At 67.4% G+C, this 22,296-nt stretch carries 18 protein-coding genes; 9 read left to right on the forward strand and 9 right to left on the reverse strand.

Features of this window, described 5'->3' with window-relative positions:
- Nucleotides 1-37 precede the first annotated feature (37 nt).
- The gene (gene mdo / locus ACFWAY_RS12720) at nucleotides 38-1,309 is read right to left on the reverse strand and encodes an NDMA-dependent methanol dehydrogenase (protein ID WP_378510844.1); all 1,272 of its coding nucleotides are present in this window, start codon (nucleotides 1,307-1,309) and stop codon (nucleotides 38-40) included.
- Between the two features lie 322 nt (nucleotides 1,310-1,631).
- Between mdo and ACFWAY_RS12725 the strand changes: the two genes are divergently transcribed.
- A complete protein-coding gene (locus ACFWAY_RS12725; RefSeq protein WP_378510845.1) occupies nucleotides 1,632-2,687 on the forward strand; it encodes a 2Fe-2S iron-sulfur cluster-binding protein in 1,056 nt (351 codons plus the stop codon).
- A gap of 6 nt (nucleotides 2,688-2,693) precedes the next feature.
- On the opposite strand, the gene ACFWAY_RS12730 is transcribed toward ACFWAY_RS12725, so the two are convergent.
- Together ACFWAY_RS12730 and ACFWAY_RS12735 are read right to left on the reverse strand one after the other, a co-directional pair.
- The gene (locus tag ACFWAY_RS12730; RefSeq protein WP_378510846.1) at nucleotides 2,694-3,290 is read right to left on the reverse strand and encodes a CHAP domain-containing protein; all 597 of its coding nucleotides are present in this window, start codon (nucleotides 3,288-3,290) and stop codon (nucleotides 2,694-2,696) included.
- A gap of 25 nt (nucleotides 3,291-3,315) precedes the next feature.
- The gene (locus tag ACFWAY_RS12735; RefSeq protein WP_378510847.1) at nucleotides 3,316-4,044 is read right to left on the reverse strand and encodes a DNA alkylation repair protein; all 729 of its coding nucleotides are present in this window, start codon (nucleotides 4,042-4,044) and stop codon (nucleotides 3,316-3,318) included.
- A gap of 174 nt (nucleotides 4,045-4,218) precedes the next feature.
- On the opposite strand from ACFWAY_RS12735, the gene ACFWAY_RS12740 reads away from it, so the two are divergent.
- Together ACFWAY_RS12740 and ACFWAY_RS12745 are read left to right on the forward strand one after the other, a co-directional pair.
- Nucleotides 4,219-4,584 carry an SPW repeat protein gene (locus ACFWAY_RS12740; protein ID WP_378455241.1) on the forward strand — a complete coding sequence of 122 codons (366 nt, stop codon included), beginning with the start codon at nucleotides 4,219-4,221 and terminating at the stop codon, nucleotides 4,582-4,584.
- Between the two features lie 87 nt (nucleotides 4,585-4,671).
- On the forward strand, nucleotides 4,672-5,325 hold the full coding sequence (locus tag ACFWAY_RS12745; protein WP_378455240.1) for a TetR/AcrR family transcriptional regulator: 654 nt from the start codon (nucleotides 4,672-4,674) through the stop codon (nucleotides 5,323-5,325).
- On the opposite strand, the gene ACFWAY_RS12750 is transcribed toward ACFWAY_RS12745, so the two are convergent.
- The 4 genes from ACFWAY_RS12750 to ACFWAY_RS12765 form a co-directional block, all read right to left on the reverse strand.
- Nucleotides 5,313-6,086 carry a glutamate racemase gene (locus ACFWAY_RS12750; RefSeq protein ID WP_378510848.1) on the reverse strand — a complete coding sequence of 258 codons (774 nt, stop codon included), beginning with the start codon at nucleotides 6,084-6,086 and terminating at the stop codon, nucleotides 5,313-5,315. The genes ACFWAY_RS12745 and ACFWAY_RS12750 overlap by 13 nt on opposite strands.
- Nucleotides 6,087-6,118: 32 nt before the next feature.
- Nucleotides 6,119-7,300 carry an NAD(P)/FAD-dependent oxidoreductase gene (locus tag ACFWAY_RS12755; RefSeq protein WP_378510849.1) on the reverse strand — a complete coding sequence of 394 codons (1,182 nt, stop codon included), beginning with the start codon at nucleotides 7,298-7,300 and terminating at the stop codon, nucleotides 6,119-6,121.
- A gap of 69 nt (nucleotides 7,301-7,369) precedes the next feature.
- Entirely contained in the window at nucleotides 7,370-9,901 is a 2,532-nt protein-coding gene (locus ACFWAY_RS12760) for an ABC transporter permease (protein ID WP_378510850.1), read from the reverse strand.
- A gap of 4 nt (nucleotides 9,902-9,905) precedes the next feature.
- Nucleotides 9,906-10,679 carry an ABC transporter ATP-binding protein gene (locus ACFWAY_RS12765; protein ID WP_378510851.1) on the reverse strand — a complete coding sequence of 258 codons (774 nt, stop codon included), beginning with the start codon at nucleotides 10,677-10,679 and terminating at the stop codon, nucleotides 9,906-9,908.
- A 144-nt stretch (nucleotides 10,680-10,823) separates the two neighbouring features.
- Between ACFWAY_RS12765 and ACFWAY_RS12770 the strand changes: the two genes are divergently transcribed.
- From ACFWAY_RS12770 to ACFWAY_RS12790, 5 genes are all read left to right on the forward strand, one after another.
- The gene (locus tag ACFWAY_RS12770) at nucleotides 10,824-11,741 is read left to right on the forward strand and encodes a hypothetical protein (protein WP_378510852.1); all 918 of its coding nucleotides are present in this window, start codon (nucleotides 10,824-10,826) and stop codon (nucleotides 11,739-11,741) included.
- A gap of 72 nt (nucleotides 11,742-11,813) precedes the next feature.
- Nucleotides 11,814-13,376 carry a long-chain-fatty-acid--CoA ligase gene (locus ACFWAY_RS12775; protein ID WP_378455234.1) on the forward strand — a complete coding sequence of 521 codons (1,563 nt, stop codon included), beginning with the start codon at nucleotides 11,814-11,816 and terminating at the stop codon, nucleotides 13,374-13,376.
- Nucleotides 13,373-13,801 carry a YchJ family protein gene (locus ACFWAY_RS12780; RefSeq protein WP_378455233.1) on the forward strand — a complete coding sequence of 143 codons (429 nt, stop codon included), beginning with the start codon at nucleotides 13,373-13,375 and terminating at the stop codon, nucleotides 13,799-13,801. The genes ACFWAY_RS12775 and ACFWAY_RS12780 overlap by 4 nt, the downstream gene beginning before the upstream one ends.
- Before the next feature lie 24 nt (nucleotides 13,802-13,825).
- Nucleotides 13,826-14,428 carry a hypothetical protein gene (locus ACFWAY_RS12785; protein ID WP_378510853.1) on the forward strand — a complete coding sequence of 201 codons (603 nt, stop codon included), beginning with the start codon at nucleotides 13,826-13,828 and terminating at the stop codon, nucleotides 14,426-14,428.
- Nucleotides 14,429-14,529: 101 nt separating this feature from the next.
- The gene (locus ACFWAY_RS12790) at nucleotides 14,530-16,428 is read left to right on the forward strand and encodes an ABC transporter ATP-binding protein (RefSeq protein WP_378510854.1); all 1,899 of its coding nucleotides are present in this window, start codon (nucleotides 14,530-14,532) and stop codon (nucleotides 16,426-16,428) included.
- On the opposite strand, the gene ACFWAY_RS12795 is transcribed toward ACFWAY_RS12790, so the two are convergent.
- Both ACFWAY_RS12795 and treS read right to left on the reverse strand, forming a co-directional pair.
- Entirely contained in the window at nucleotides 16,409-17,812 is a 1,404-nt protein-coding gene (locus ACFWAY_RS12795) for a hypothetical protein (RefSeq protein WP_378510855.1), read from the reverse strand. The two genes, ACFWAY_RS12790 and ACFWAY_RS12795, sit on opposite strands and share 20 nt — an antisense overlap.
- Nucleotides 17,809-19,665 (reverse strand): maltose alpha-D-glucosyltransferase, encoded by a 1,857-nt coding sequence (gene treS / locus ACFWAY_RS12800; RefSeq protein ID WP_378455229.1) that lies wholly within the window; start codon nucleotides 19,663-19,665, stop codon nucleotides 17,809-17,811. Before treS ends, ACFWAY_RS12795 begins: the two co-directional genes overlap by 4 nt.
- Nucleotides 19,666-19,905: 240 nt before the next feature.
- Between treS and ACFWAY_RS12805 the strand changes: the two genes are divergently transcribed.
- Complete coding sequence (locus tag ACFWAY_RS12805) at nucleotides 19,906-22,272, forward strand: arylsulfatase (protein WP_378510856.1); 2,367 nt, start codon at nucleotides 19,906-19,908, stop codon at nucleotides 22,270-22,272.
- Nucleotides 22,273-22,296: the final 24 nt, after the last annotated feature.

Below are 22,296 nucleotides of genomic sequence, written 5' to 3' on the forward strand. Positions count from 1 at the left end.
TGAGGCTCCCGCCCCGGACGCGAGTTTCTGTGGTCGGTCAGTACGCGCTGTTGATCGCGTGGTCGACGACGGGGAGCATCGACTCGACCGTCACCTCGCGCGGGTTGCCCGGCGTGCACCAGTCGCCCTGGATGTGCTCGGAGATGGCCCGCACAGTCTTCTCGTCGCCCCGGATGGTGTCACCGCGACCCTCGTACTTCTTGGTGTTCATCTGGTTCTTGTCGTACGAGTCGGTGCGCACCTGACCGAAGTTGTCCGGAATGCCGACGTCCTTCGCGAGGCGGATGGCCGCCTCGACCGCCGCGTCCGCGGCCTGCACGGTGCTGAGGTTGCGGGTGTCGACTCCCAGCGCTCCGGCCAGCTGGGCGTAGCGCTCGTACCGCGACGGCAGGTTGTACTCCCAGACGCGGGGCAGGGCGATGGCGTTGTTCAGGCCGTGGTGGCTGTCGAAGAACGCGCTGACCGCGTGCGAGATGGAGTGCACGATGCCGAGGCCGCCGGAGTTGAATGCCTGGCCGGCGATGTACTGCGCGTTCATCATTCCCTCGCGGGCCTTCAGGTTGCGCGGCTCGAACACGGCCTCCCGCAGGTTCTTCGCGACCAATTCCACCGAGTACAGCGCATTGCCGAGCGACGGCGCGAAGTCGAGACGCGACACGTACGGCTCACTGCCGTGCGCGAGGACGTCGAATCCGCAGTACGCCGTGAAGTGCTGGGGGCAGGTGTAGTACAGCAGCGGGTCGTCGATCGCGAGGGTCACGATGGTCGCCTCGTCGAATCCCACCCACTTGTGCGGGTTGTTCATGTCCGACGTGTCGGTGATGACGTACGCCCACGACGTCTCCGAACCCGTACCGGCCGTGGTGGATACGGCGATGTGGGGCGGGTTCTCCTTGTTGGTGGACTTCGCGAATCCCTCGAACTCGTTGATGTTGCGGCCGTCGTGCGCGACCACCACACGGGCGCCCTTGGCGGCGTCGTGACTCGAGCCGCCGCCGACGGAGATGATCGAGTCGCACTTCTCCTTCTGGTAGAGCGCGGCCGCCTCCATGACGTTGTAGTCCTTGGGGTTGGACTCGACCTTGTCGTAGAGCACGACCTCGACGCCCTGGTACTCGATCTTGCCGACCAGTTCCTCGATGATGCCCGAGCCACGCAGGCCCGTGGTCATGAGCAGGGTCCTCTTGAATCCGAGGTTCTTCGCCTCGACGCCGATGATGTCGTGGGCGCCCACTCCCATCAGTGCCCGCGGGAACGGGTGGAATTCCTTGATGGGGAAGTCCCAGATCTGGTTGAGCTCGATGGCCATGGCCGTCTCCTCGATTAGTCGATGTCGGATCTGAAGCGTTGTGGAAGGGGACCCAATTGATGTGATCGGCGTCTCACCTGGAACCCACTGTGACCTAGTTCGGGCCCCGGTTACAGGCCTGCGGGCCCGAACCGTCCGACCGCGGCGCACAAACTGCCCGAACGGACAGGTGCGGCCGGGCCGAGCCGGAGGGGGCGGCACTCGATACGCTGTCCACTTCACGCGGAGTCCACCCGCTAGGCAAAAACTAGAACCTGTTCTATATTTGGAGCAGGCAAGCGAGCGTTCCGGCGCTGCGAAGTACGGAAGGACTGCACACACGATGACGACTGTCGAGGTGCCGCACAGCTCACGATCGGTGGTGCTCACCGTCTCGGGCGTGGTCGAGGAAACCCCCGACTCCCTGTCACTGGTCTTCGACGTCCCGGCAGACCTCGCCGACAAGTTCGCCTACAAGCCGGGTCAGTTCCTCACCCTGCGCATCCCCAGCGACCGCACGGGATCGGTCGCCCGGTGCTACTCGCTGGCCAGCTCACCGTTCACCGACGACGCCCCCAAGGTGACCGTCAAGCGGACGGCCGAGGGCTACGGGTCCAACTGGCTCTGCGACAACGTCGCCGTCGGCGACACCCTCGAGGTCCTCCCCCCGTCGGGAGTGTTCACACCCAAGTCGCTGGACCACGACTTCCTGCTGTTCGCGGCAGGTAGCGGCATCACCCCGGTGATCTCGATCCTCAAGTCCGCCCTCACCGAGGGATCCGGCAAGGTCGTGCTCTTCTACGCCAACCGCGACGAGAAGTCGGTCATCTTCGCGGAGGAACTCCGCACCCTCGCGAGCCGGTACCCGTCACGGTTCGTGTCCATCCACTGGCTCGAGACTGTCCAGGGACTGCCCGGCGTCGATCAGCTCGCCTCTGCCGTCGCGCCCTACCTGGGGCACGAAGCATTCATGTGCGGACCGGCGCCGTTCATGGACACGATCCACAAGGCCCTCGCCGACGCCGGGATGCCGCGCAGCCAGGTGCACGCCGAAGTGTTCAACTCGCTGGCCGGCGACCCGTTCCGTGACGCCGACGTCGTGGAGGTCACCGAAGACGAGGCCGCCGACGCCGCCACCGTGGAGGTGGAACTCGACGGCGAGATCCACAATCTGAGCTGGCCCCGCAAGCAGACCCTCGTCGACATCATGCTGGCCAAGGGAATCGACGTGCCCTACTCCTGCCAGGAGGGCGAGTGCGGGTCCTGTGCGTGCACCGTGCTCGAAGGCAAGGTCGAGATGGAGAACAGCGAAATCCTCGACCCCGAGGACATCGAGAGCGGCTACATCCTGGGCTGCCAGGCCCGTCCGGTCACAGATCACCTCAAGATCGAATTCTGACGCCGCTCACCCCAGTCGGCCGAAACCGACAACGGCGGAGTCGCTCGTCCAGTCCACGGTGTGCACGCGGATACGGCCGAACTCGTTGCCGCCGACCGTCGTAGCGGTGTCCCCGTCGACAGCGACGACGACGTTGGTGTGCTGGCCGACCCAGCTGCTGTTGTCGTAGAGCACCACGTCCCCGACGGTCGGGCGGTACCCGCCACCGACCTCCTCGAACCGCGATTGCGACTCGTAGTACTCCTGCAACGTGTAGACCCCGGGGATCCGCCAGTGCCCGGAATTCGGATTCGACAGCGGCCGGCCGGCTTCCCGCATGATCCAGCTGACGAAGTCCGCGCACCAGGGCTCCTCGACCCCTTCGGAGTAGAACGTGCCCGGCCGCTGCCTGTCGTGCTCGGCCTCGAGCAGCCCGACGATCCGTGCCTGTTGCGGCGACAACGCGGACGTGTCGACGGCCGGGAATTCGGCCGTGTCCCAGGGCAGGTAGCGGTCCGGCGCCAGCCACAACACCCCTCCCGCCACGACGACCATCACCGCGACGACGGCGCCGAGGATCAGCCCGGCACGTCGGCGGCGGCGAGTGGGCGCGGGAGCAGTCATGCCACCGAATGTAGCGGGTATCCGGTCACCGCATCGCGCGGTAGCCGGCGCGCTCCTCGGCTGTCAGATGCTCGCACGCGTACGTCAAGGCGGTGCGGCCCATCGCCGCGGCGTGCCGGTCGAGGAAACCGGTGAGCAGGTCGCGGTCGACCCGCTTGCCGACCTCACGCAGCATCCAGCCCGTCGCCTTCTGTGTGAGGTCTCGGCGATCACCGAGGACGGACTCCGCGACGTCGAGCGTGGTGGAGGCGTCACCCCGGCGGATAAAACCGAACGTACTGAGCAGCGCGACGCGCCGCCGCCAGAGGTCGTCGTCCGCGGCCAGCTCGAAGACCGGGTCCCGCGGCCGGTCGTACAGCCACGCGCCCAGGATCCGGTCGGCGGACGAGTCCACCAGATCCCAGTTGTTCACGCGTCCCCGCATCAGCAGGTCGAGGTAGAAGGACACGATCTTCTCGCGCAAGGCGTCGTCGCCTGCCTTCGTCGCCCGGTCGAACTGCGTAACGAGTACCAGCAGCCCCGCCAGTCGATGCTCGTGCACCGGACTGTCGAGCAGCACCGTCACCTCCGGCAGGTCCAGATCGGCGTGAGCACGAACCACGCTGCGCGTCCCGGGAACCCGCACGCCGATGAACACGTCGCCCTCCCCGTACTCCCCCGGACCGGTCTTGAAGAACCGTGCCAGATTGACGGCGTCGGCCTCGTCCGACAACTCGGCGAGTGCGCGTTTCACGTCGGCTGCGGTGGAAGTCACGAAGGCACTGTCCCACAGGTGAGCGACAGTCGCCGCGACACTACGGACGAAGATCACGAAACATACTCTGACCTGCAGTTCGCGTTATTCGAATGCAACGATGCAAGTATTGATCGGGCGGTCAATCAGGCGTGTACTCGAGGTGGACACAATCCGTTCTCGAGGAGGTTGGACATGAGATCGTGGAGTCGTATGCAAGATGTGGTGGCGATCGTGATCGGCGCCTTCGCGGCACTTTCGCCGCTGTGGCTCGACACCAACAACGCCGCGATGTGGTCACTCATCGTGCTCGGTGTGCTGGTGGCCCTCTCCGGTCTCGTCCACATGAGCCGCCCGGAGATGACTGTCGCCGAGTATGCAATGGCGGTCTTCGGAGTGCTGTTGTTCCTCTCCCCGTGGGTGATGAACTTCGACGCACTCACGGGCGCGTCGTGGACCGCATGGGTCGTCGGTGTCCTGGCAGTCGTCGTGGCTGTCACGGGGTTGCCGATGATGAGTTCCCGGATGCACGGACACGGAGGGCTGGCGACACATCACTGATCTGTGAACCAACAGCACCGAGAACATCGATTCGGGCGGGGCGCAGGCTTACGGCCTGCGCCCCGCCGTTCACGTCGGGAAAGGCCCATGCCAGCACCCCATCTCGGTAAACCCGGTGGCCCCCAACCGCGGAAAGGCCGGCGGCGGCGCAGCGCGAAGATCGACGGAGACGCCCGGGAACTGATTCTCGACGCCGCCGAATCCCTCATCGCCGCAAACGGATTCGATGCCACGTCCACCGCATCGATCGCCTCTGCCGCGCACGTCCCGAAAGGCCTGGTGTTCTACTACTTCCCCACCAAGACCGACATCCTTCTGGCGCTGCTCTCCGAAAGACTGCCGACCGAACCCTTCGGCGACGTGAGCCCCCTGGTCACCCCGGGCGACCCCGCCGCCAGCCTCGTCAACCTCGACACCGCGCTGAATCTGCGCGATCACCACTCGTCGGTGATGCGCGTGATCATCTGGCGTGAAGCCGAGACCCACCCGGACGTCCGCGCCCATCTGCGGCGGTTCCGTGACTACCTCAGCGACATCACCGAGCGACTGCTCCAGGCCAGTTCGCCGTATCCCGTGCAACCCGGAACACTCCGGGCATGCGCGACGGCATGGGTGGCCGCGATGTTCTCCGTCGCAGGCAACGACCGCCTGCACGACCTCGACGACCTGCCACGACGGCACGGCGAGGAACTCGACAACGTCGCGCGGGTGGTGGCGGCCGGGATGGTTCAGCTCGGCTGAGAATGTCCCGCGGACAGCAGCTGACCGGCGGGGAACGCCTCCGCGCTCGCAGGCAGACGTCCGGGCCTGCCGCTGAGGAAGACCTCGACGGTGCCCTCCCCCGCGCTCGGACGGTTCAACGCATCGATACGGCGGAGGGTCTGCGCCGCAACCGCCTCCGCGCTGTCGAACAACCGCACCCCGGCGGGGAGTTGCGCAGCGATCTCGTCGGCCACCAGCGGGTAGTGAGTGCAGCCCAGCACCACTCCGCCGACGTCGTCGGGCGTGCGCTCCACGGCGGAGGCGATGGCCGCGGTGGCAGCGTCCCGCTCGCCGCGGTCGATGGCCTCCGCGAGACCATGGCACGCGACCCCCACCACGGAACTGCCGTTCCCGAACGTCTCGATCAGATCGGCCTGATACCGGCTCGCCGTCGTCGCCGCGGTCGCCCAGACGGCTACCGACGGACACGCGGCGGCCGCCGGCTTGATCGCCGGAACCGTGCCGACGACCGGAACTGCCGGTCCGACGAACTCCCTGACGTGGTCCAGCGCGGTGACGCTCGCCGTGTTGCACGGCAGCACGATCACCTCGGCTCCGCGGTCGAGGCAGCGCTGCGCGGTCGCGAGAACGCGGTCGATCACCCACTGTTCCGGCTTGGGACCCCACGGAGCCCCGTCCGGATCCAGAGCGAGGATCAGATCCAGGTCGGGTCGCAACTTGCGCAGCCACGCCGACGTCGGCAGCATGCCGAGACCCGAGTCGATGAGCGCAACAATCACCCGGAGAATCTATCGCGCCCCCGCCCGGCCGCCTACGCCGACGCGGCCTCGAGAACTTCGCCGATCGGAGTTCCCGCCGCGATCTTGCCGCGCATCTTCATGACGCCTCCCGCCATTCCACCGCCGACGACACCAGCCAGGATGCCGTCCCGCTCGTAATAGGCGAGGAACTTGCGGCCGTCGTCCTTGATCACGTGCACCTCGTCGGTGGACGCCACCGTGCCCAGTGCCTGGATCTTGATGTCGTACTGGTCGCTCCAGAAGTACGGCACCTGAGCGGCGGCGTTCTCGTCGCCGGTCCCCGTCAACGCCCCGGCGAGGATCTTGGCCTGCTCACCGGCATTGCTCCAATGCTCGACGCGTTTGCGACCGCCCACCCGCAGCTGCCACGCGGCCACGTCGCCGACCGCCCACACGTGCGGGACCGCGGTACGTCCGACGCCGTCACACACCACACCGTTGTCCAGTTCGACGCCCGAGCCGTCGAGCCACGCGGTGACCGGCACCGAGCCGACTCCGATCGCCACCACGTCGACGTCCACCTCGCTTCCGTCGCCGAGGACGGCTCCGGTGACCCGGTCGGTGCCCACCAGCGACGCGAGCCCGACACCGGCCCGTAGGTCGACCCCCTCGGCGGTGTGCAGCCGGGCGACGAGTCCGCCGAGCTTCTCGCCGAGGACGGACGCGAGCGGTGTCGCCTGCGGCTCCACCAGCACCACGTCGAGACCACCGGCCCGCATGCTCGCCGCCAGCTCACAGCCGATGAAGCCCGCCCCGACGATCAGTGCGCGCTTGCCCTCGCCGAGGTCCGCGCGCAACGCCAGGCTCTCGTCGATGGAACGGAGAACGTGGACGCCCGCGAGGTCCGGCAGACCCGGGATGCGCCGCGGCACGAGGCCGGTGGCGATCACCAGTTCGTCGTAGTCGAGTTCGGTGCCGTCGGCGAGTCTCAGAATGCGGGATCCGGTGTCCACCGATACCGCCTCGACCCCCAGACGCAACTGGATGTTCTTCTCGTCGAAGAACTCACGCGGCTTGAGCGTGGTGTCGCTCTTCTCCCCGCGCATCACTTCCTTCGACAGCGGCGGCCGGTCGTAGGGAAGGTGCGGTTCACCGCCGAGAAGAACCAGGTCACCCTCGTATCCGGCCCGCCGGAGTTCCTCGGCTGTGCGCAGACCTGCCAGGCCCGCACCGACGATCACAATTCTCTGCACGCGACCACATTATGCGCTCCGCGCCCGTGAGTACTTATCAACCGCCCGCGGTTGATAAGTACTCACGGGTCAGAGATCGGCGATGGCCTCGAGCGGGCGGGTGCGGGCGGCGCGGCTCGCCGGCCACAGCGCTGCGAGCACACCGACCACGCCGGATCCGAGGAGCATCGCGACCACCTGCCCCCACGGCACCGTCACCTGGTCGAGACCCTGATCCTTCAGGGTGCTCACGAAGCCCCAGCCGAATGCGATGCCGAGCAGCACGCCGACGGCCGCACCGAACACCGCGATCAGCATCGATTCCAGGTAGATCGTGCGACGCATCTGGGACCGCTGCATTCCGACCGCGCGGAGCATGCCGATCTCCCGCCTGCGCTCGACCACCGACAGCGCGAGCGTGTTGATGATGCCGAGGATCGCGATCACGACGGCGAGTGCGAGCAGTCCGTAGAGGATGGCGAGGAGCGTGTCGATCTGCTGCCCCTGCGTTCCCTTGAACTGTTCCCGGTCCTGCACCTGAACGACGACGAACTGCTTGGTCGCGGACTCGAGGTCGGCACGCAGCTGCGTCAGATCCGCACCCGGCTTCGCGTCGATGAGGACAGCCAGATCGGGAATGGTCGCGGCGGGCATCACCTGGCGGTACACGTCGTCCGAGACGAGCCAATCGCCGACCAGCTGGTTGTCCTCGAAGACACCCGTCACCTCGGCGTCGACGACCTTCCCGTCGGCGCTCGTCATCGGGACCGTCGTCCCCAGCGCCCAGCCCTTCTGCGCGGCCGTCGTCTGGGACACGATGAGGTGGTTACCCGTCAGATCGGCGCCGCCCTCGATGAGCTTGTAGTCCAGGACGCCCTCGAGCGGGCCGTCCAGCGACGCGCCCTGCTGCTGCTCGTCGTCGACCTTCACGGACACCGGATGCAGGGCGGCGGCACTCTGGACGTCGTCGAGGTTCCGCACGGCCCTCGCCGCGCCGCTGGGCACACCGATCTGGTTGGGTCCGGTGAGCACGTAGTCGGCGGACACCCCCGAGTCGACGAGCTGGTTGACGCTGGCCTTCGCGGACGCGCCGAACACGCCGATCACGGACACGAGCATCAGACCGAGCGTCAGCGCGAACGCGGTGGCGGCGGTACGGCGCGGATTCCGCACGGCGTTGGTGCGGGCCAGGCGCCCGACCGGGCCGAACGGCTTGGCCAGCACCGCTCCGAGCGCCCCGACGATCGGCCGGGACAACGCCGGGGCGGCGAACAGCACAGCCAGGATCAGAGCGAGCGCGCCGGCACCGACGACGGCGGCCGCGCCCCCACCCGTGCCCCGCGAACCGATCACGAGTCCTACGACGCCGAGGACACCGAGGACGGCGCCGGCGATGGTGCGCACGTGCAGTGAGTCACCGGTGGACGCGAATTCCTCCCGCATCGCCGCGACCGGCGGCACCTTGGACGCGCGCCGGGCGGGTGCGTACGCGCTGATCGTCGTGACGAGCACACCGACCACGAGGGCGATGAGAATCGTGCGCGGCCCCACCTGTAGGGGACCCTCGGGCAGACCGACGTCGAACGCGTTCAGCAGTGCGCGCAAACCGTAGGCCAGGCCGACGCCGGCGGCTATCCCGATCGCACTGCCGATCATCCCGACCACGAGAGCCTCGAAGACCACGGAACGGCCCACCTGCTTGCGGCTGGCGCCGATCGCGCGGAGCAGCGCCAGTTCACGCAGACGCTGCGCCACGATCATCGAGAACGTGTTGTAGATGATGAACGTGCCGACGAGCAGGGCGATCGCACCGAATGCGAGGAGGAAGTAGTTGATGAAGCTCAGCGCCTCCGTCACCTGCGCCTTGGTCTCCTCGCGCACCTCGTCGCCGGTCTGGACCTTTGCGTCGGGAAGGGCGGCGGCGATCTCGTCGCGCAGTTCGGTCTGGGACAGACCGGTGCCGGCGACGTCGATGTACTCGACGTGCTTGCCGTCGGTGAACAGTTCGCGGGCCTGCGAGTCGACGAACGTCGCGCCGATGAACCCACCGGTCTCGTTGCCGGTGTCGTAGATACCCGAGACGGTGACGTCGACCATGCCGCGAGCGGGCACGAGAACCTTGGTGGTGTCGCCGACCGCCAGCTGGGCGCGTTCGGCGGCACTGGCGTTGACGGCCATCTGGCCGACCTGTGCCGGCGGCGTTCCCTGGACGTACTCGTCGGGTTCCCCGAGCGCCTGGCCCGGCGGCAGGTACGACTCGCCGATGCTCGGCGCACCACCCGTCTGGACGGCGGCGCCGTCGGAATCGATGAGGACGATCTGCCCGCTGACGGCAGGTGCCACCGCGCGCACTCCGTCCAGCGCGGTGATGGTGTCGAGGTCGGCGAGGGGCACTCCGCTGGAGTTGCGCTCCTCGCCCGACACCCGGACGTCGACCCCTTGCGCGGTGTTCTCGAAGATCGAGTCGAACGTCTTCTGGAGTGTGTCGGTGAAGACGAAGGAGCCGGCGACGAACGCGGTGCCGAGCACCACAGACAGCACCGTCAGTGCCAGCCGGACCTTGTGTGCCGCCAGGTTGCGCAGCGACACCTTGCGCATCGGAGCGCTGGATGTGGACGCCATGCGGTCAGACCGCCGCGTCGGACGCGAGGGCGTGGGCGGGCTCGTCGAGTCGCTTCATCGTGTCGAGGACCGAATCGGCCGTCGGGTCACGCAGTTCGTCGACGATCTTGCCGTCGGCGAGGAAGACCACCCGGTCGGCGTAGGCCGCCGCGCGGGGATTGTGCGTGACGATGACGACGGTCTGGTGGAACTCGTCCACCGCGGCGCGCAGGATCGACAGCACCTCACCTGAGGACTTCGAGTCGAGGTTGCCGGTCGGCTCGTCGCCGAAGATGATCTCCGGCTGCCCGGCCAGGGCGCGGGCACACGCGACCCGCTGCTGCTGACCTCCGGACAACTCGCCGGGGCGGTGCTCGAGACGGTCCTGCAGTCCGAGCTTGGTGAGCACGTTCTCGAGCCACGCGACGTCCGGCTTGCGGCCCGCGATGTCCAGCGGAAGGGTGATGTTCTCCAGTGCCGTCAGCGTCGGCACGAGGTTGAACGCCTGGAATACGAAGCCGATCCGGTCGCGTCGCAGTTGCGTCATCTGCTTGTCCGTCAGCGTCGTCAACTCGGTGTCGCCGATGAGGACGGAACCCGAACTGGCCTCATCGAGACCGGCCAGGCAGTGCATCAGCGTCGACTTACCTGAACCGGACGGTCCCATGATCGCAGTGAACTCACCACGGGCGAACTCCGCGGATACCGCGCTGAGCGCGTGGACCTGGGTGTCGCCGGTGCCGTACGTCTTGGACAGCTCGACAGCACGGGCAGCGACAGCGGGGGCATGCGTGCTCATGATCGCCTTTCGTCATTCCTCTTGTGGCGGTCCGGCCCCGTGGTGACGGGCCGGGACGGTGCACGCGCGGCGCACTCCTCCATCTTGTCGACACCCGCGGCAGCCCGCCATCAGGGACCACCCTGATCTTCGGTCCGACTGCGCGTGATCTCGGACACGGAGACCCGCACGGAAACGCCCACGACGGAACTACCGACCTGGGAGAATTCCGGTATCGCCGGTGCGAAGGAGAGCCTCATGGCCATCGAATCCCCCAAACCCCGGGTGGGATCGCGGTTCCTCGACGCGTTCCTGCAATCACCGTTCGCCGGCCTGGCGCCGTGGATCGTGATGTCGCTGCTGTCCGGCCCTGGGCGGTTCGAGGAATCGGTCGCCACCGCTCTCGGGTTGTCGATCCTGTTCCTGTTCCTCAGCCACCGCCGCGGCGGAACCCTCAAACCCCTCGAAGTGTTCGACATCCTCTATTTCGGCTGCCTCGCCGCGATCGGACTGTTCGCGTCCGACGACCTGATCACGTGGCTGGAGAAGTGGTCGGGTGAGATGTCGAGCCTGGCGCTGGTCACGTTCGCGTTCGGCTCGCTGCTGCTGCGCAATCCGTTCACCCTCCCGTACGCGAAAGAGACCACACCCGAGGAGTATTGGGCCTCGCCACTGTTCCTCAAGGTCAACCAGCTCATCACGCTGGTGTGGGCGCTGTCCTTCACGGTATCGGCGGCGGCCGGACTGTACGGCGACCTGGTCCTCGACCAGCCGGACAATTTCTGGACGGGCTGGATCATCCCGATCGGGGCGTTGCTGTTCGCGCTGTCCTTCACCGAGTGGTATCCGGACGTGGCGAGCGCGCAGGCGCCGCGGGAGCCCGGAGAACCGGAAGAGGTGGCACCGCCCCTCGTCAAACTGTTCGACTTCCTGCCGCCGTTCGTGGTCGGCGTGGGGATCGCGATGCTCGTCACCGACAACGACCCCGACTGGCTGGGCATCACCCTGATCGTGGTCGGTGCCCTCGGCACCGCTGCGCTGCGACGCGCGGACGCACAGAGCCGAAGCAGTTCGGCCGCGTGAGGCAAAACGTCACTGATCGGATCACCGGCTACTAGCCTGATGTGACTGACGTCACAGACGAGAGGTGGGCGCATGTCGGACGCCGACAACGAGATCATCTTCGACCGACTCGCGCACTGGGCGCAGGTCCGACCGGACGACGTCGCCGTGCAGTTCCAGGGCACCGAATACACGTGGTCCGGGTGGCACGACCGGATCCTGCACATCGCGGGAGCCTTGGCGGAAGGCGGAATCGGGGCCGGTGACACCGTCGCGTTCGTCGACAAGAACCATCTGTCCTGCCTCGAGGTCACCTATGCCGCGTCGGTCCTCGGCGCAGCCGCCGCAGTTCCCAACTGGCGACTGGCCGGTGAGGAACTCGACTACGTGATCAACGATTCCGGGGCGCGGATCCTGTTCGTGGGCAACGAGTTCCTCCAACAGGTCATGGCACTCCGCGACCGGCTGACCGGCATCGAGCAGATCATCACCGTCGGCGGGGAGCACGACGAGTTCGAGCCGTGGCTCGCCGAGGCGTCGGTGCTGTCGTCGAGGCCGGAGGTGGGAGCGGATGCCACCGCCCTGATCCTGTACAGCTCGGGAACCACCGGCAGGCCGAAGGGAGTTCAGCTGACCCACCGCAACCTGATCGCCCACAGCGTCGCGGTGCTCGAGATCCTGCCCGCGCGGCACGACGACTGCCTGCTCGTCGCCATGCCGCTGTTCCACGTCGGTGGGAGTTGCTACGCGATCATGGGCGTGCACGCCGGCGCCCGGTGCCACTTCACCCGGGAGGCCGACGCCCCGTCCCTGTTCGGCGCGCTCGCGGCGGGTGCGAACATCGCGTTCCTGGTGCCGCCGGTGATCGCCGGAGTGCTTGCCGCAGGTGAGCAGGCCGTGGCCGCGTTCGGTGCGCTGCATCGCATCACGTACGGCGCGGCGCCGATGCCGCTGCCGTTGCTGCGCAGCGCGCTCGCCGCCTGGCCGGAGGCGGAGTTCGTCCAGGTCTACGGAATGACCGAATGCGCGGGTGTCGTCACCGCTCTACTGCCCGACGTGCATCGCGACGAGGCGCAGGAGGCGAGGATGGCGTCGGCGGGACAGCCCATTCCCGGTGTGGAGATGCGCATTGTGGATCCGGCCACCGCCGAGGACGTCGCCCCCGGCAAGACGGGGGAACTGTGGTGGCGTTCGGAACAACGCACGCCCGGCTATCTGGGCAAGCCCGAGGCGACGGCGGAGGCCATCAGCGCCGACGGGTGGTTGCGCAGCGGCGACATGGGACGCGCGGACGCCGACGGCTTCGTGTTCATCGAGGACCGGCTGAAGGACATGATCATCACCGGCGGTGAGAACGTCTACTCCCCCGAGATCGAACGGGTGCTCGTCGAGCATCCGGCGGTGGCGGAGGTGGCGGTGATCGGCGTGCCCGACGACCACTGGGGTGAGACGGTCAAAGCCGTCGTCGTGCCGGTGACCGGAACCAGGATCGAACCGGACGAGCTGATCCACTACACCCGCCAGCGTCTGGCGAAGTTCAAGTGCCCGACGACGGTCGACGTCGTCGACCTGCTGCCCCGCAACCCCACCGGCAAGATCCTCAAGCGGGAACTCCGCGCGCCGTACTGGAAGGACCGCACCCACAAGCTCGTGTGACCGCCGTCCATACTGGGACCGTGACCGTTCGATGCCCCTGCCTGCTCGGTGAACCGTACGACGAGTGCTGCGGGAGGTATCACCGCGGCGAGGCGAAGGCGCCCACGGCCGAGCGCCTCATGCGATCACGGTTCAGCGCGTTCGCCGTCCTGGATGCCGACTACCTCCTCGCGACGTGGCATCCGAGCACGCGGCCCGGGAGTCTGGATCTCGATCCGGAGCAGCGCTGGACCCGCCTCGACATCCTGGGCACGAGCGGCGGTGGATTGCTCGACTCCACCGGCACCGTCGAGTTCCGCGCGCACTACGTACTGGACGGCCACCGCGAATCGCTGCACGAGAACAGCCGATTCGTCCGCGAGGACGGCAATTGGCTGTACCTGGACGCGATCGCGACGCCACGCCCGGGGCTCCCCCGCGTCTGATCGGCTCCGGCTTACGATCGGATCATGATCAACCACCGGATCGGTCCCTTCGCCGCGTTCGCCGCCTGTGCTCTGGCCCTGACGCTCACCGGATGCTCGGAGTCGAACTCCGCCAGCAGTATGGCGGCGACGTCACCCGCCGCGGCGGCCACCACCAGCAGCGCCCTCGAACCCGAGTCGGCGCCGATCCCGACCGACGCGTCGCCGAAATCGTCAGCGGCGTCCGAGTCCGCGAAGCTCACGGTCACCGATGTCCGCGTCGGCGAGCACGAGGGCTTCGACCGCGTGGTGTACGAACTCGGCGGCAAGGGCACGCCGGGCTGGCGGGTCGGTTACGTGAACGAGGCGGTGCAGGACGGCAGCGGCAAGACGATCCCGGTGTCGGGCAACGGCATCCTGCAGGTGCAGATCGACGGCTCGGCGTACCCGTTCGACAGCGATGTGGAGGGATACTCGGGCCCCAACCCGGTGCCCGGTGTTCCCGGCGGCACGGTGACCGAGGTCAACGGCGCGCTCGTGTTCGAAGGCGTCACGCAGTCGTTCATCGGCGTGACACAACCGGACCGCCCCTTCACGGTCTCGACTCTGTCCGACCCGACGCGAGTGGTCGTGGACGTCGCGAAGTAACGCTTCCACGCTCACAGCTTGACCTCGAGTAAAGTTGAGGTTCTACCGTCATGTCATACCCCGGCTCTACCGTGGGGGGATAGCGACAGGAGGCCGCTGGCATGAGCATGGAAGTCACGGCGTGGAACGCGATGTACAACGCGATGCACGCCCAAGAGGATCGTCGACCCTTCTCCCGCACGACGTTGCGGCGGATAGCCCGATTCGCCCTGCCGCACCGCCGCAGCCTCGGGTGGTATCTGCTGCTCAGCGTCGTCACGGCCGCACTGGCGGTGGCCACCCCGGTGCTGGCGGGCCGTGTCGTCAACGCCATCGTCGGCGGCGACGCGGTGTCCGTCGTCGTGCGCCTCGCGGCACTCATCGCGGTCATCGCCGTACTCGAATCCGCACTCGCCCTGTGGACGCGGTGGCTGTCCGCGAGCATCGGCGAGAACCTGATCCTCGACCTGCGGACCGCCGTGTTCGACCACGTGCAGCGGATGCCGATCGCCTTCTTCACCCGCACTCGCACCGGCGCGCTGGTCAGCCGCCTCAACAACGACGTGATCGGTGCGCAGCGCGCGTTCAGCGACACGCTGTCGGGCGTGGTGTCGAACCTCGTCACGCTCGGCATCACGCTCATCGTGATGATCGGGATCTCCTGGCAGATCACGCTGTGCGCGCTGCTGCTGTTGCCGATCTTCGTCCTGCCCGCCCGCAGGATGGGTGCGCGGCTGGCGCAGCTCAATCGTGAGGCGGCCAACCACAATTCGGTGATGAGCACTCAGATGACGGAGCGGTTCTCGGCGCCGGGTGCCACACTCGTCAAGCTGTTCGGCCGTCCGTCCGAGGAGTCCGCGGAGTTCGCGATCCGGGCCAGACGGGTGCGGAATATCGGCGTCCGCACGGCGATGCTGCAGTCGGTGTTCGTCACCGCGCTCACTCTCGTGTCGGCTCTCGCGCTGGCGCTCGTCTACGGACTGGGCGGGTTCTACGCACTGCGCGGACAACTCGACGCGGGTGCCGTCGTCACGATGGCGATGCTGCTGACCCGGTTGTACTCACCCCTCACCGCACTGGCCAGCGCACGCATGGACGTGATGAGCGCGCTGGTGAGTTTCGAGCGCGTCTTCGAGGTCCTCGACCTGAAGCCGTTGATCGCGGAGAAGCCCGACGCGGTCGCGGTGCCCGAGGGCCCGGTGTCGGTGGAGTTCGACTCCGTGGAGTTCGCGTATCCCTCGGCCGACAAGGTGTCGCTGGCCTCGCTCGAGGAGGTCGCGACCCTCGACACCCGCGGCGGCGTCGAGGTGCTGCACCGGCTGTCGTTCCGCGCCGAACCCGGGCAGATGGTCGCGCTGGTGGGATCGTCCGGAGCCGGCAAGTCCACCATCGCCCAACTGGTTCCCCGGCTCTACGACGCGGACGCGGGCTCGGTGAAACTCGGCGGGGTGGACGTGCGCGACCTGACCGCCGACTCCGTGCGGGCCACCGTCGGCATGGTGACTCAGGACGGGCACCTCTTCCACGACACCGTGCGGGCCAACCTCCTGCTCGCCCGCCCGGGCGCCACGCCGGCCGAACTCGCGGAGGTGCTGGACCGGGCGCGGCTCACCGACCTCGTCGCCGCACTGCCCGACGGCCTCGACACGGTGGTCGGCGAACGCGGCTACCGGCTGTCGGGAGGCGAACGCCAGCGGCTGACCATCGCGCGCCTGCTGCTCGCGCATCCGCGGGTGGTCATCCTCGACGAGGCGACGGCACACCTCGACTCCACGTCCGAGGCCGCCGTCCAGGAGGCGCTGGGCGAGGCCCTCGCCGGCCGGACCGCGGTGGTGATCGCGCACCGGTTGTCGACCGTCCGCGCGGCCGATCTGATCCTCGTGGTCGAGGCCGGGCGCATCGTCGAACGCGGCACCCATTCCGAACTGCTCGCCGCGGGCGGCCGGTACGAAGAGCTGTACCGCACTCAGTTCGACACGGGCACGGTCTCGTCCCCGGCCCTCACCGAGGTGCTGAGGTGAGTCTGCGAATGGCGGAGAGGGGCAGGCCGATCCAATTCGGGCGGTTCCTCGCCTCGTACACGGTCTCGTACACCGCCTTGTCGAGTTCGTAGGCCCGGAGCAGCGCCGCCGCCTTGCGTGGGTCGGTGCCCGACACGGAGGCATAGCCCTCGCAGAACGCGTCGGCGTTGCGCTGAGCCCACTCCCTCGCGCGGAAGTCCCGCTGCGACGCCGCCCCCATCGCTCCCATCGGCACCGAATCGGCCAGCAGATGGTGAGCGGCGTAGTCGAAGGACCGCAGCATTCCCGCAACGTCCCGCAACGGACTATCCCGTTCCCGGCGCTCGTCGAGGGTCTTGGCGGGTTCGCCCTCGAAGTCGATGAGCAGCCACCGCTCCGGTGTCCGCAGCACCTGACCGAGGTGGAGGTCGCCGTGAATCCGCTGGACGGTGGTGGCGCCCAGAGCTTCCGCCTCGGCGAACTTTCCCCGCACCGCAGCGGCCACCTCCCCCAGTTCGGGAACGATCGAGGTGGCGGCGTCCAGTCTGCGCGTCATCGCCTCCACGGTCGTCGACGCCACCTGACGTTCCTCCGCACCGAGCGCACGCGCCAGTGTCGCGTGCACCTCGGCGACCGCGGCGCCCATCCGGTAGGACTCACCGGCGAAGTCCGTCCCCAACTCCGCGGCGTGGAGATCCGCTTCGATCAGGAGGTCACGGACACTGCCGAGTGCCATACTCCACCCGTCCGCCGAGTTGGCCTCGAAATCCTGCACCATCGCGAGGGTGGTCAGAATCCCGGCCACGTCCGTCTCCATCCACGCCCGCAGCGTCGCCACGTATTCGCTGCCCGCTTCGGCGAGCGCGAGGTGGAGTTCGACGTCGGGGTTCACCCCCGGCGTGACCAGACGGAAGATCTTCATCAGGAGCTTCTCCCCCAGCACCACCGAGGTGTTCGACTGCTCCGCACCGAGTGTCCGCCCGCGGAGCCCCGGTTCGATCACCGTGCCCGGCACGGTCTTCAACTGCACCGGCCCGGACCCCTCGGCCTCCGACAGCAGGTCGGCGTACAGCGTGATGATCTCGGCATCGTGCAGGCCGTCGTACGCGATCATGATGTTCCCGTCGGCGTCCGGCAGCGCCCACGGCTCGAGGTCCTCGGGCAGATGACTGCGGAACCCCAGAGGTATCTGGTACACCTGCGACGGCCCTGCCTCGAACTCCACCGAGACCAGGAGATGCTCGGCGGAGAACCCGAAGGCCGACGTCAGCTCGTGGCGCAGCAGGATCCGCACCGCCGAGATGGTGGTGCCCTTGGCGGCGAACCACCGCCGGTCCGGCAACCACCGGACGAGTTGCCGCTCCAGGGTCTCGTCGGGAATGCGTTCACTGCTGGGTTCGTTCACTGCTGCACCGCCTGTTCCGCTTCGCTGCTGACCGGGTGTCCGCTCACCGCGCCGTCGGACTTCGGATCCGGTTGCAGCGCAAACCAGAAGAATCCGTGCCCGGGGAGCGTGATCATGTACCCGTCGTCCCCGATGGAGGGGAAGGGAACGGAACCGGTGAGCTCCACGGGGATTCGGCCGGCGAACTGGGTGAGGTCGAGGATCACCGCCTGCGGGAACCTGGACAGGTTGTTGACGCACAGAATGACGTCGCTGTACGGCCGGTCCTGGCTCGGCGGCGTCTCCCGAACATACGACAGGACGGCCGGGTTCGCACTGCCGAGTTCGGTGAACGACGCCGTTCCGAACGCCGGGTGCTGTTTGCGGACCTGGAGCAGGCGCCGAGTCCAGTGCAGCAGCGAGTTGGTCGAGTTCATCTGCGCCTCGACGTTCACCGACTGGTAGCCGTACGTGGGATCCATGATGACGGGCAAGTACATTCGGGCCGGGTCGGCACGGGAGAATCCGGCGTTGCGGTCGGGAGTCCACTGCATCGGCGTCCGCACCGAGTCCCGATCACCGAGCCAGATGTTGTCGCCCATGCCGATCTCGTCGCCGTAGTAGAGGACGGGCGAACCCGGCAGGCTCAGCAGCAGCGCGGTGAACAGCTCGAGCTGGTTGCGGTCGTTCTCGAGCAACGGCGCGAGCCGTCGCCGGATGCCGATGTTCGCCTTCATCCGCGGGTCCTGCGCGTACTCGGAATACATGTAGTCACGCTCCTCGTCAGACACCATTTCGAGCGTCAGCTCGTCGTGGTTCCGGAGAAAGATTCCCCATTGGCACGAGCTCGGAATCGGCGGGGTCTGCGCGAGAATCTCGGAGATCGGGAACCGGTTCTGCCGCCGCACCGCCATGAAGATGCGGGGCATCAGCGGGAAGTGGAACGCCATGTGGCACTCGTCGCCCACGTCCGGCTCCCCGAAGTACTCCACGACGTCCGACGGCCACTGGTTCGCTTCGGCGAGCAGCGCCCGCCCCGGGTACTCGGCGTCCATGACGGCCCTGCACTTCTTGAGAAATGCATGGGTCTCGGGCAGGTTCTCGCAGTTGGTGCCCTCCCGCTCGAAAAGATAGGGCACGGCGTCCAGCCGGAAGCCGTCGATTCCGAGGTCCAGCCAGAATCGCAGCACGTCGATCATCGCGTCCTGGACATCGGGATTGTCGTAGTTCAGGTCCGGCTGATGGGAGAAGAAGCGATGCCAGTAGTACTGCTTGCGCACCGGATCCCATGTCCAGTTGGACGTCTCGGTGTCGACGAAGATGATGCGGGCGTCCGGATACCCCGCGTCGCGGTCCGACCACACGTAGAAGTCGCCGTACGGGCCCTCGGGGTCGGTGCGCGACTCCTGGAACCATGCGTGCGTATCGGAGGTGTGGTTCATGACCAGGTCCGTGATGACTCTGATCCCGCGGCGGTGCGCCTGATCGAAGAGCTGGACGAAATCCTCGACCGTCCCGAACTCCGGCAGCACGGCGCGGAAGTCGCGGATGTCGTATCCGCCGTCGCGTAGCGGTGAATCGTAGAACGGCGGCAGCCACAGGCAGTCGACGCCGAGCCAGGACAGGTAGTCGAGTTTGGACGTCAGCCCCTGGAGATCGCCCGTTCCGTCTCCGGAGGAATCGAAGAACGCGCGGACCAGAACCTCGTAGAACACCGCGGTCTTGAACCACTCGTTGTCCACTTGCAGTTCTCGGGCGTGGAAAAAATCCTCGGACCGGGCCTCGATGATGTGGCCTTCGAGGTCGTGCTCCGGTGGGGTCGCGCCCTCCCGGGACTGGTCGGCGAAGGCCGACGACGAATCTTCCAGGGGCATAAGCACCTCGGTTCGCGACTCGATCACAGGAACAGGGGCGTTCCCCGGACACGTGCCTCGATCGTAGGTCGGTCCTGCCCGAACCGCTGGGAACGCGCGCAGCCGCCCCCGGTTTCGGTGAGCGGGGCCGAGCCCTGTTCGCGCGGTCCAATCCCCCGCGGTGCGCCGCAGCCTGCGACTATTCTGAATTTCGGCAGGCGCCGTCGGGCGTTCCGATGTGAACCAGCGGAATGAGTAGCCATGGTGGATCGTACGGGCGGGCGTCGCGGGGTTCTTCCGATTCCCGATCGGCAGCATCTCGGCCTGACAACCTACGACGCGAAAGATCCGGACACGTCGTTCCCGCCCATCGAGCCGTTGCTGCCACCCGAGGGCGCCCCGAATGTGCTCGTGGTGCTCCTGGACGACGTGGGATTCGGCGCCAGCAGCGCATTCGGCGGGCCCGCGCAGACGCCGACCGCGGAGCGCCTGCAGGCCGGTGGGCTCACGTACACCCGATTCCACACGACCGCGCTGTGCGCACCGACCCGTGCGGCTCTGCTCAGCGGTCGCAATCATCACTCGGTCGGAATGGGCATGATCACCGAGACCGCGACGTCGGCTCCCGGTTCGTCCGGGCTCCGTCCGAACACCAAGGCCGCGTTGCCGATGACGTTGAAACTCAACGGCTATTCGACGGCCCAGTTCGGCAAGTGCCATGAGGTGCCGCCGTGGCAGACCTCGCCGGTCGGACCGTTCGACGCCTGGCCGTCCGGCGGCGGCGGGTTCGAGCACTTCTACGGGTTCATCGGGGGCGAGAACAACCAGTACTACCCGGCGCTCTACGAGGGTTTCGCCCCCGTCGAGCCCGACAAGACACCCGAGGAGGGCTACCACCTCACCGAGGACCTCGCCGACCACGCCATCGACTGGGTGCGCACCCAGAAGGCGCTCGCCCCGGACAAGCCGTTCTTCGTCTACTTCGCCCCCGGCGCCACCCACGCACCGCACCACGTGCCGCCGGAGTGGGCGGATAAATACGCCGGCCGGTTCGCCGGCGGCTGGGACGCGCAGCGTGAGTCGATCCTCGAACAGCAGAAGCAGCGCGGGGTCGTGCCCGCCGACGCCGGGCTGACCGCGCGTCCGGATGCGATCCCGGCGTGGGACGAGATGGACGACGCGCTGAAGCCGGTGCTGGAACGTCAGATGGAGGTGTATGCGGGTTTCCTCGAGCACACCGATTTCCACGTCGGCCGCGTGATCGACGCGATCGATGCGATCGGCGCCCTCGAGAACACGCTCGTGTACTACATCATCGGCGACAACGGTGCCTCCGCCGAAGGAACGCTCAACGGTGCGTTCAACGAGATGGCGAACTTCAACGGCCTCGCCGCGATCGAGACGCCGGAGTTCATGGCGGAGGTGAAGGACAAGCTCGGGACCACGGAGGCCTACAACCACTATTCGGTGGGCTGGGCGTGGGCGATGTGCGCACCGTTCCAGTGGACGAAGCAGGTCGCCTCGCACTGGGGCGGCACCCGCAACGGGACGATCGTGCACTGGCCTGCCGGCATCAGCAGCCGAGGCGAGACCCGGTCCCAGTTCACCCATGTCATCGACGTCGCCGCGACGGTGCTCGAGGCCGCCGGACTGCCGGAGCCCACGTTCGTCAACGGGGTGCAGCAGGCACCGATCGAGGGCACGAGCATGGTGTACAGCTTCGACGAGGCGGACGCTCCGGAGCGCCACGACCTGCAGTACTTCGAGATGGCAGGCAACCGCGGCATCTACTACAAGGGCTGGAGCGCCGTCACCCGGCACAGCACCCCGTGGCTGCCGGACGAGGTGCTGCCCGCACTCGACGACGACGTGTGGGAACTGTACGACGGAACCACCGACTGGACGCAAGCGCACGACCTGGCCGCGGAGATGCCCGAGAAACTCGCTGCGTTGCAGCGACTGTGGCTGATCGAAGCGGTGAAATACAACGTGCTGCCCATCGACGACCGCCGGTTCGAACGCCTGAACCCGACGATCGCCGGCCGGCCCCAACTGGTGTCCGGCAGTAGGCAGGTGCTGTTTCCCGGGATGAAGCGGCTCACCGAGCACAGCGTCATCGACATCAAGAACCGCTCGTTCTCGGTGACCGCAGCCGTCGAGACGGCGAAGAACGCCGCCACCAACGGTGTCGTCATCGCCCAGGGCGGCCGCTTCGGCGGGTGGGCCCTCTATGTCAAGGAGGGGCGGGCTGCGTTCGTCTACAACCTGCTCGGCATGAAGGAGTTCACGACCGAGGCCACCGAAGACCTGCCCGCAGGCAGTCTGCAGATTCGAGCGGAGTTCGCCTACGACGGCGGCGGTCTCGCGAAGGGCGGCGACGTCACTCTCTTTTACGACGGCCGCAGCGTCGGGTCCGGCCGAGTCGAACAGACGCAGCCGATGATCTTCTCCGCGGACGAGACGACAGACATCGGCGACGACTACGGGATGCCGGTCAGCGCCCACTACGGTGGAGAAACCAGGTTCAACGGGCGAATCGACGTCGTGCAGATCGACGTCGGCGACGACGACCACTCCCATTTGATCGACCCGGCGGAGGTGGCGAGGGTCGCGACGTCCCGCCAATGATCCCGAAAGTCGCTGATCGAGGAC

The organism is Rhodococcus sp. NPDC059968 (assembly GCF_042738615.1).
Taxonomy (GTDB): domain Bacteria; phylum Actinomycetota; class Actinomycetes; order Mycobacteriales; family Mycobacteriaceae; genus Rhodococcus_F.

Excerpts from the sequence above, each read along its gene's own strand:
- mdo (WP_378510844.1), bottom strand. The coding sequence starts at position 1,309 with ATGGCCATCGAGCTCAACCAGATCTGGGACTTCCCCATCAAGGAATTC.
- ACFWAY_RS12725 (WP_378510845.1), top strand. The coding sequence starts at position 1,632 with ATGACGACTGTCGAGGTGCCGCACAGCTCACGATCGGTGGTGCTCACC.
- ACFWAY_RS12730 (WP_378510846.1), bottom strand. The coding sequence starts at position 3,290 with ATGACTGCTCCCGCGCCCACTCGCCGCCGCCGACGTGCCGGGCTGATC.
- ACFWAY_RS12740 (WP_378455241.1), top strand. The coding sequence starts at position 4,219 with ATGAGATCGTGGAGTCGTATGCAAGATGTGGTGGCGATCGTGATCGGC.
- ACFWAY_RS12745 (WP_378455240.1), top strand. The coding sequence starts at position 4,672 with ATGCCAGCACCCCATCTCGGTAAACCCGGTGGCCCCCAACCGCGGAAA.
- ACFWAY_RS12760 (WP_378510850.1), bottom strand. The coding sequence starts at position 9,901 with ATGGCGTCCACATCCAGCGCTCCGATGCGCAAGGTGTCGCTGCGCAAC.
- ACFWAY_RS12765 (WP_378510851.1), bottom strand. The coding sequence starts at position 10,679 with ATGAGCACGCATGCCCCCGCTGTCGCTGCCCGTGCTGTCGAGCTGTCC.
- ACFWAY_RS12775 (WP_378455234.1), top strand. The coding sequence starts at position 11,814 with ATGTCGGACGCCGACAACGAGATCATCTTCGACCGACTCGCGCACTGG.
- ACFWAY_RS12785 (WP_378510853.1), top strand. The coding sequence starts at position 13,826 with ATGATCAACCACCGGATCGGTCCCTTCGCCGCGTTCGCCGCCTGTGCT.
- ACFWAY_RS12790 (WP_378510854.1), top strand. The coding sequence starts at position 14,530 with ATGAGCATGGAAGTCACGGCGTGGAACGCGATGTACAACGCGATGCAC.
- treS (WP_378455229.1), bottom strand. The coding sequence starts at position 19,665 with ATGCCCCTGGAAGATTCGTCGTCGGCCTTCGCCGACCAGTCCCGGGAG.
- ACFWAY_RS12805 (WP_378510856.1), top strand. The coding sequence starts at position 19,906 with ATGGTGGATCGTACGGGCGGGCGTCGCGGGGTTCTTCCGATTCCCGAT.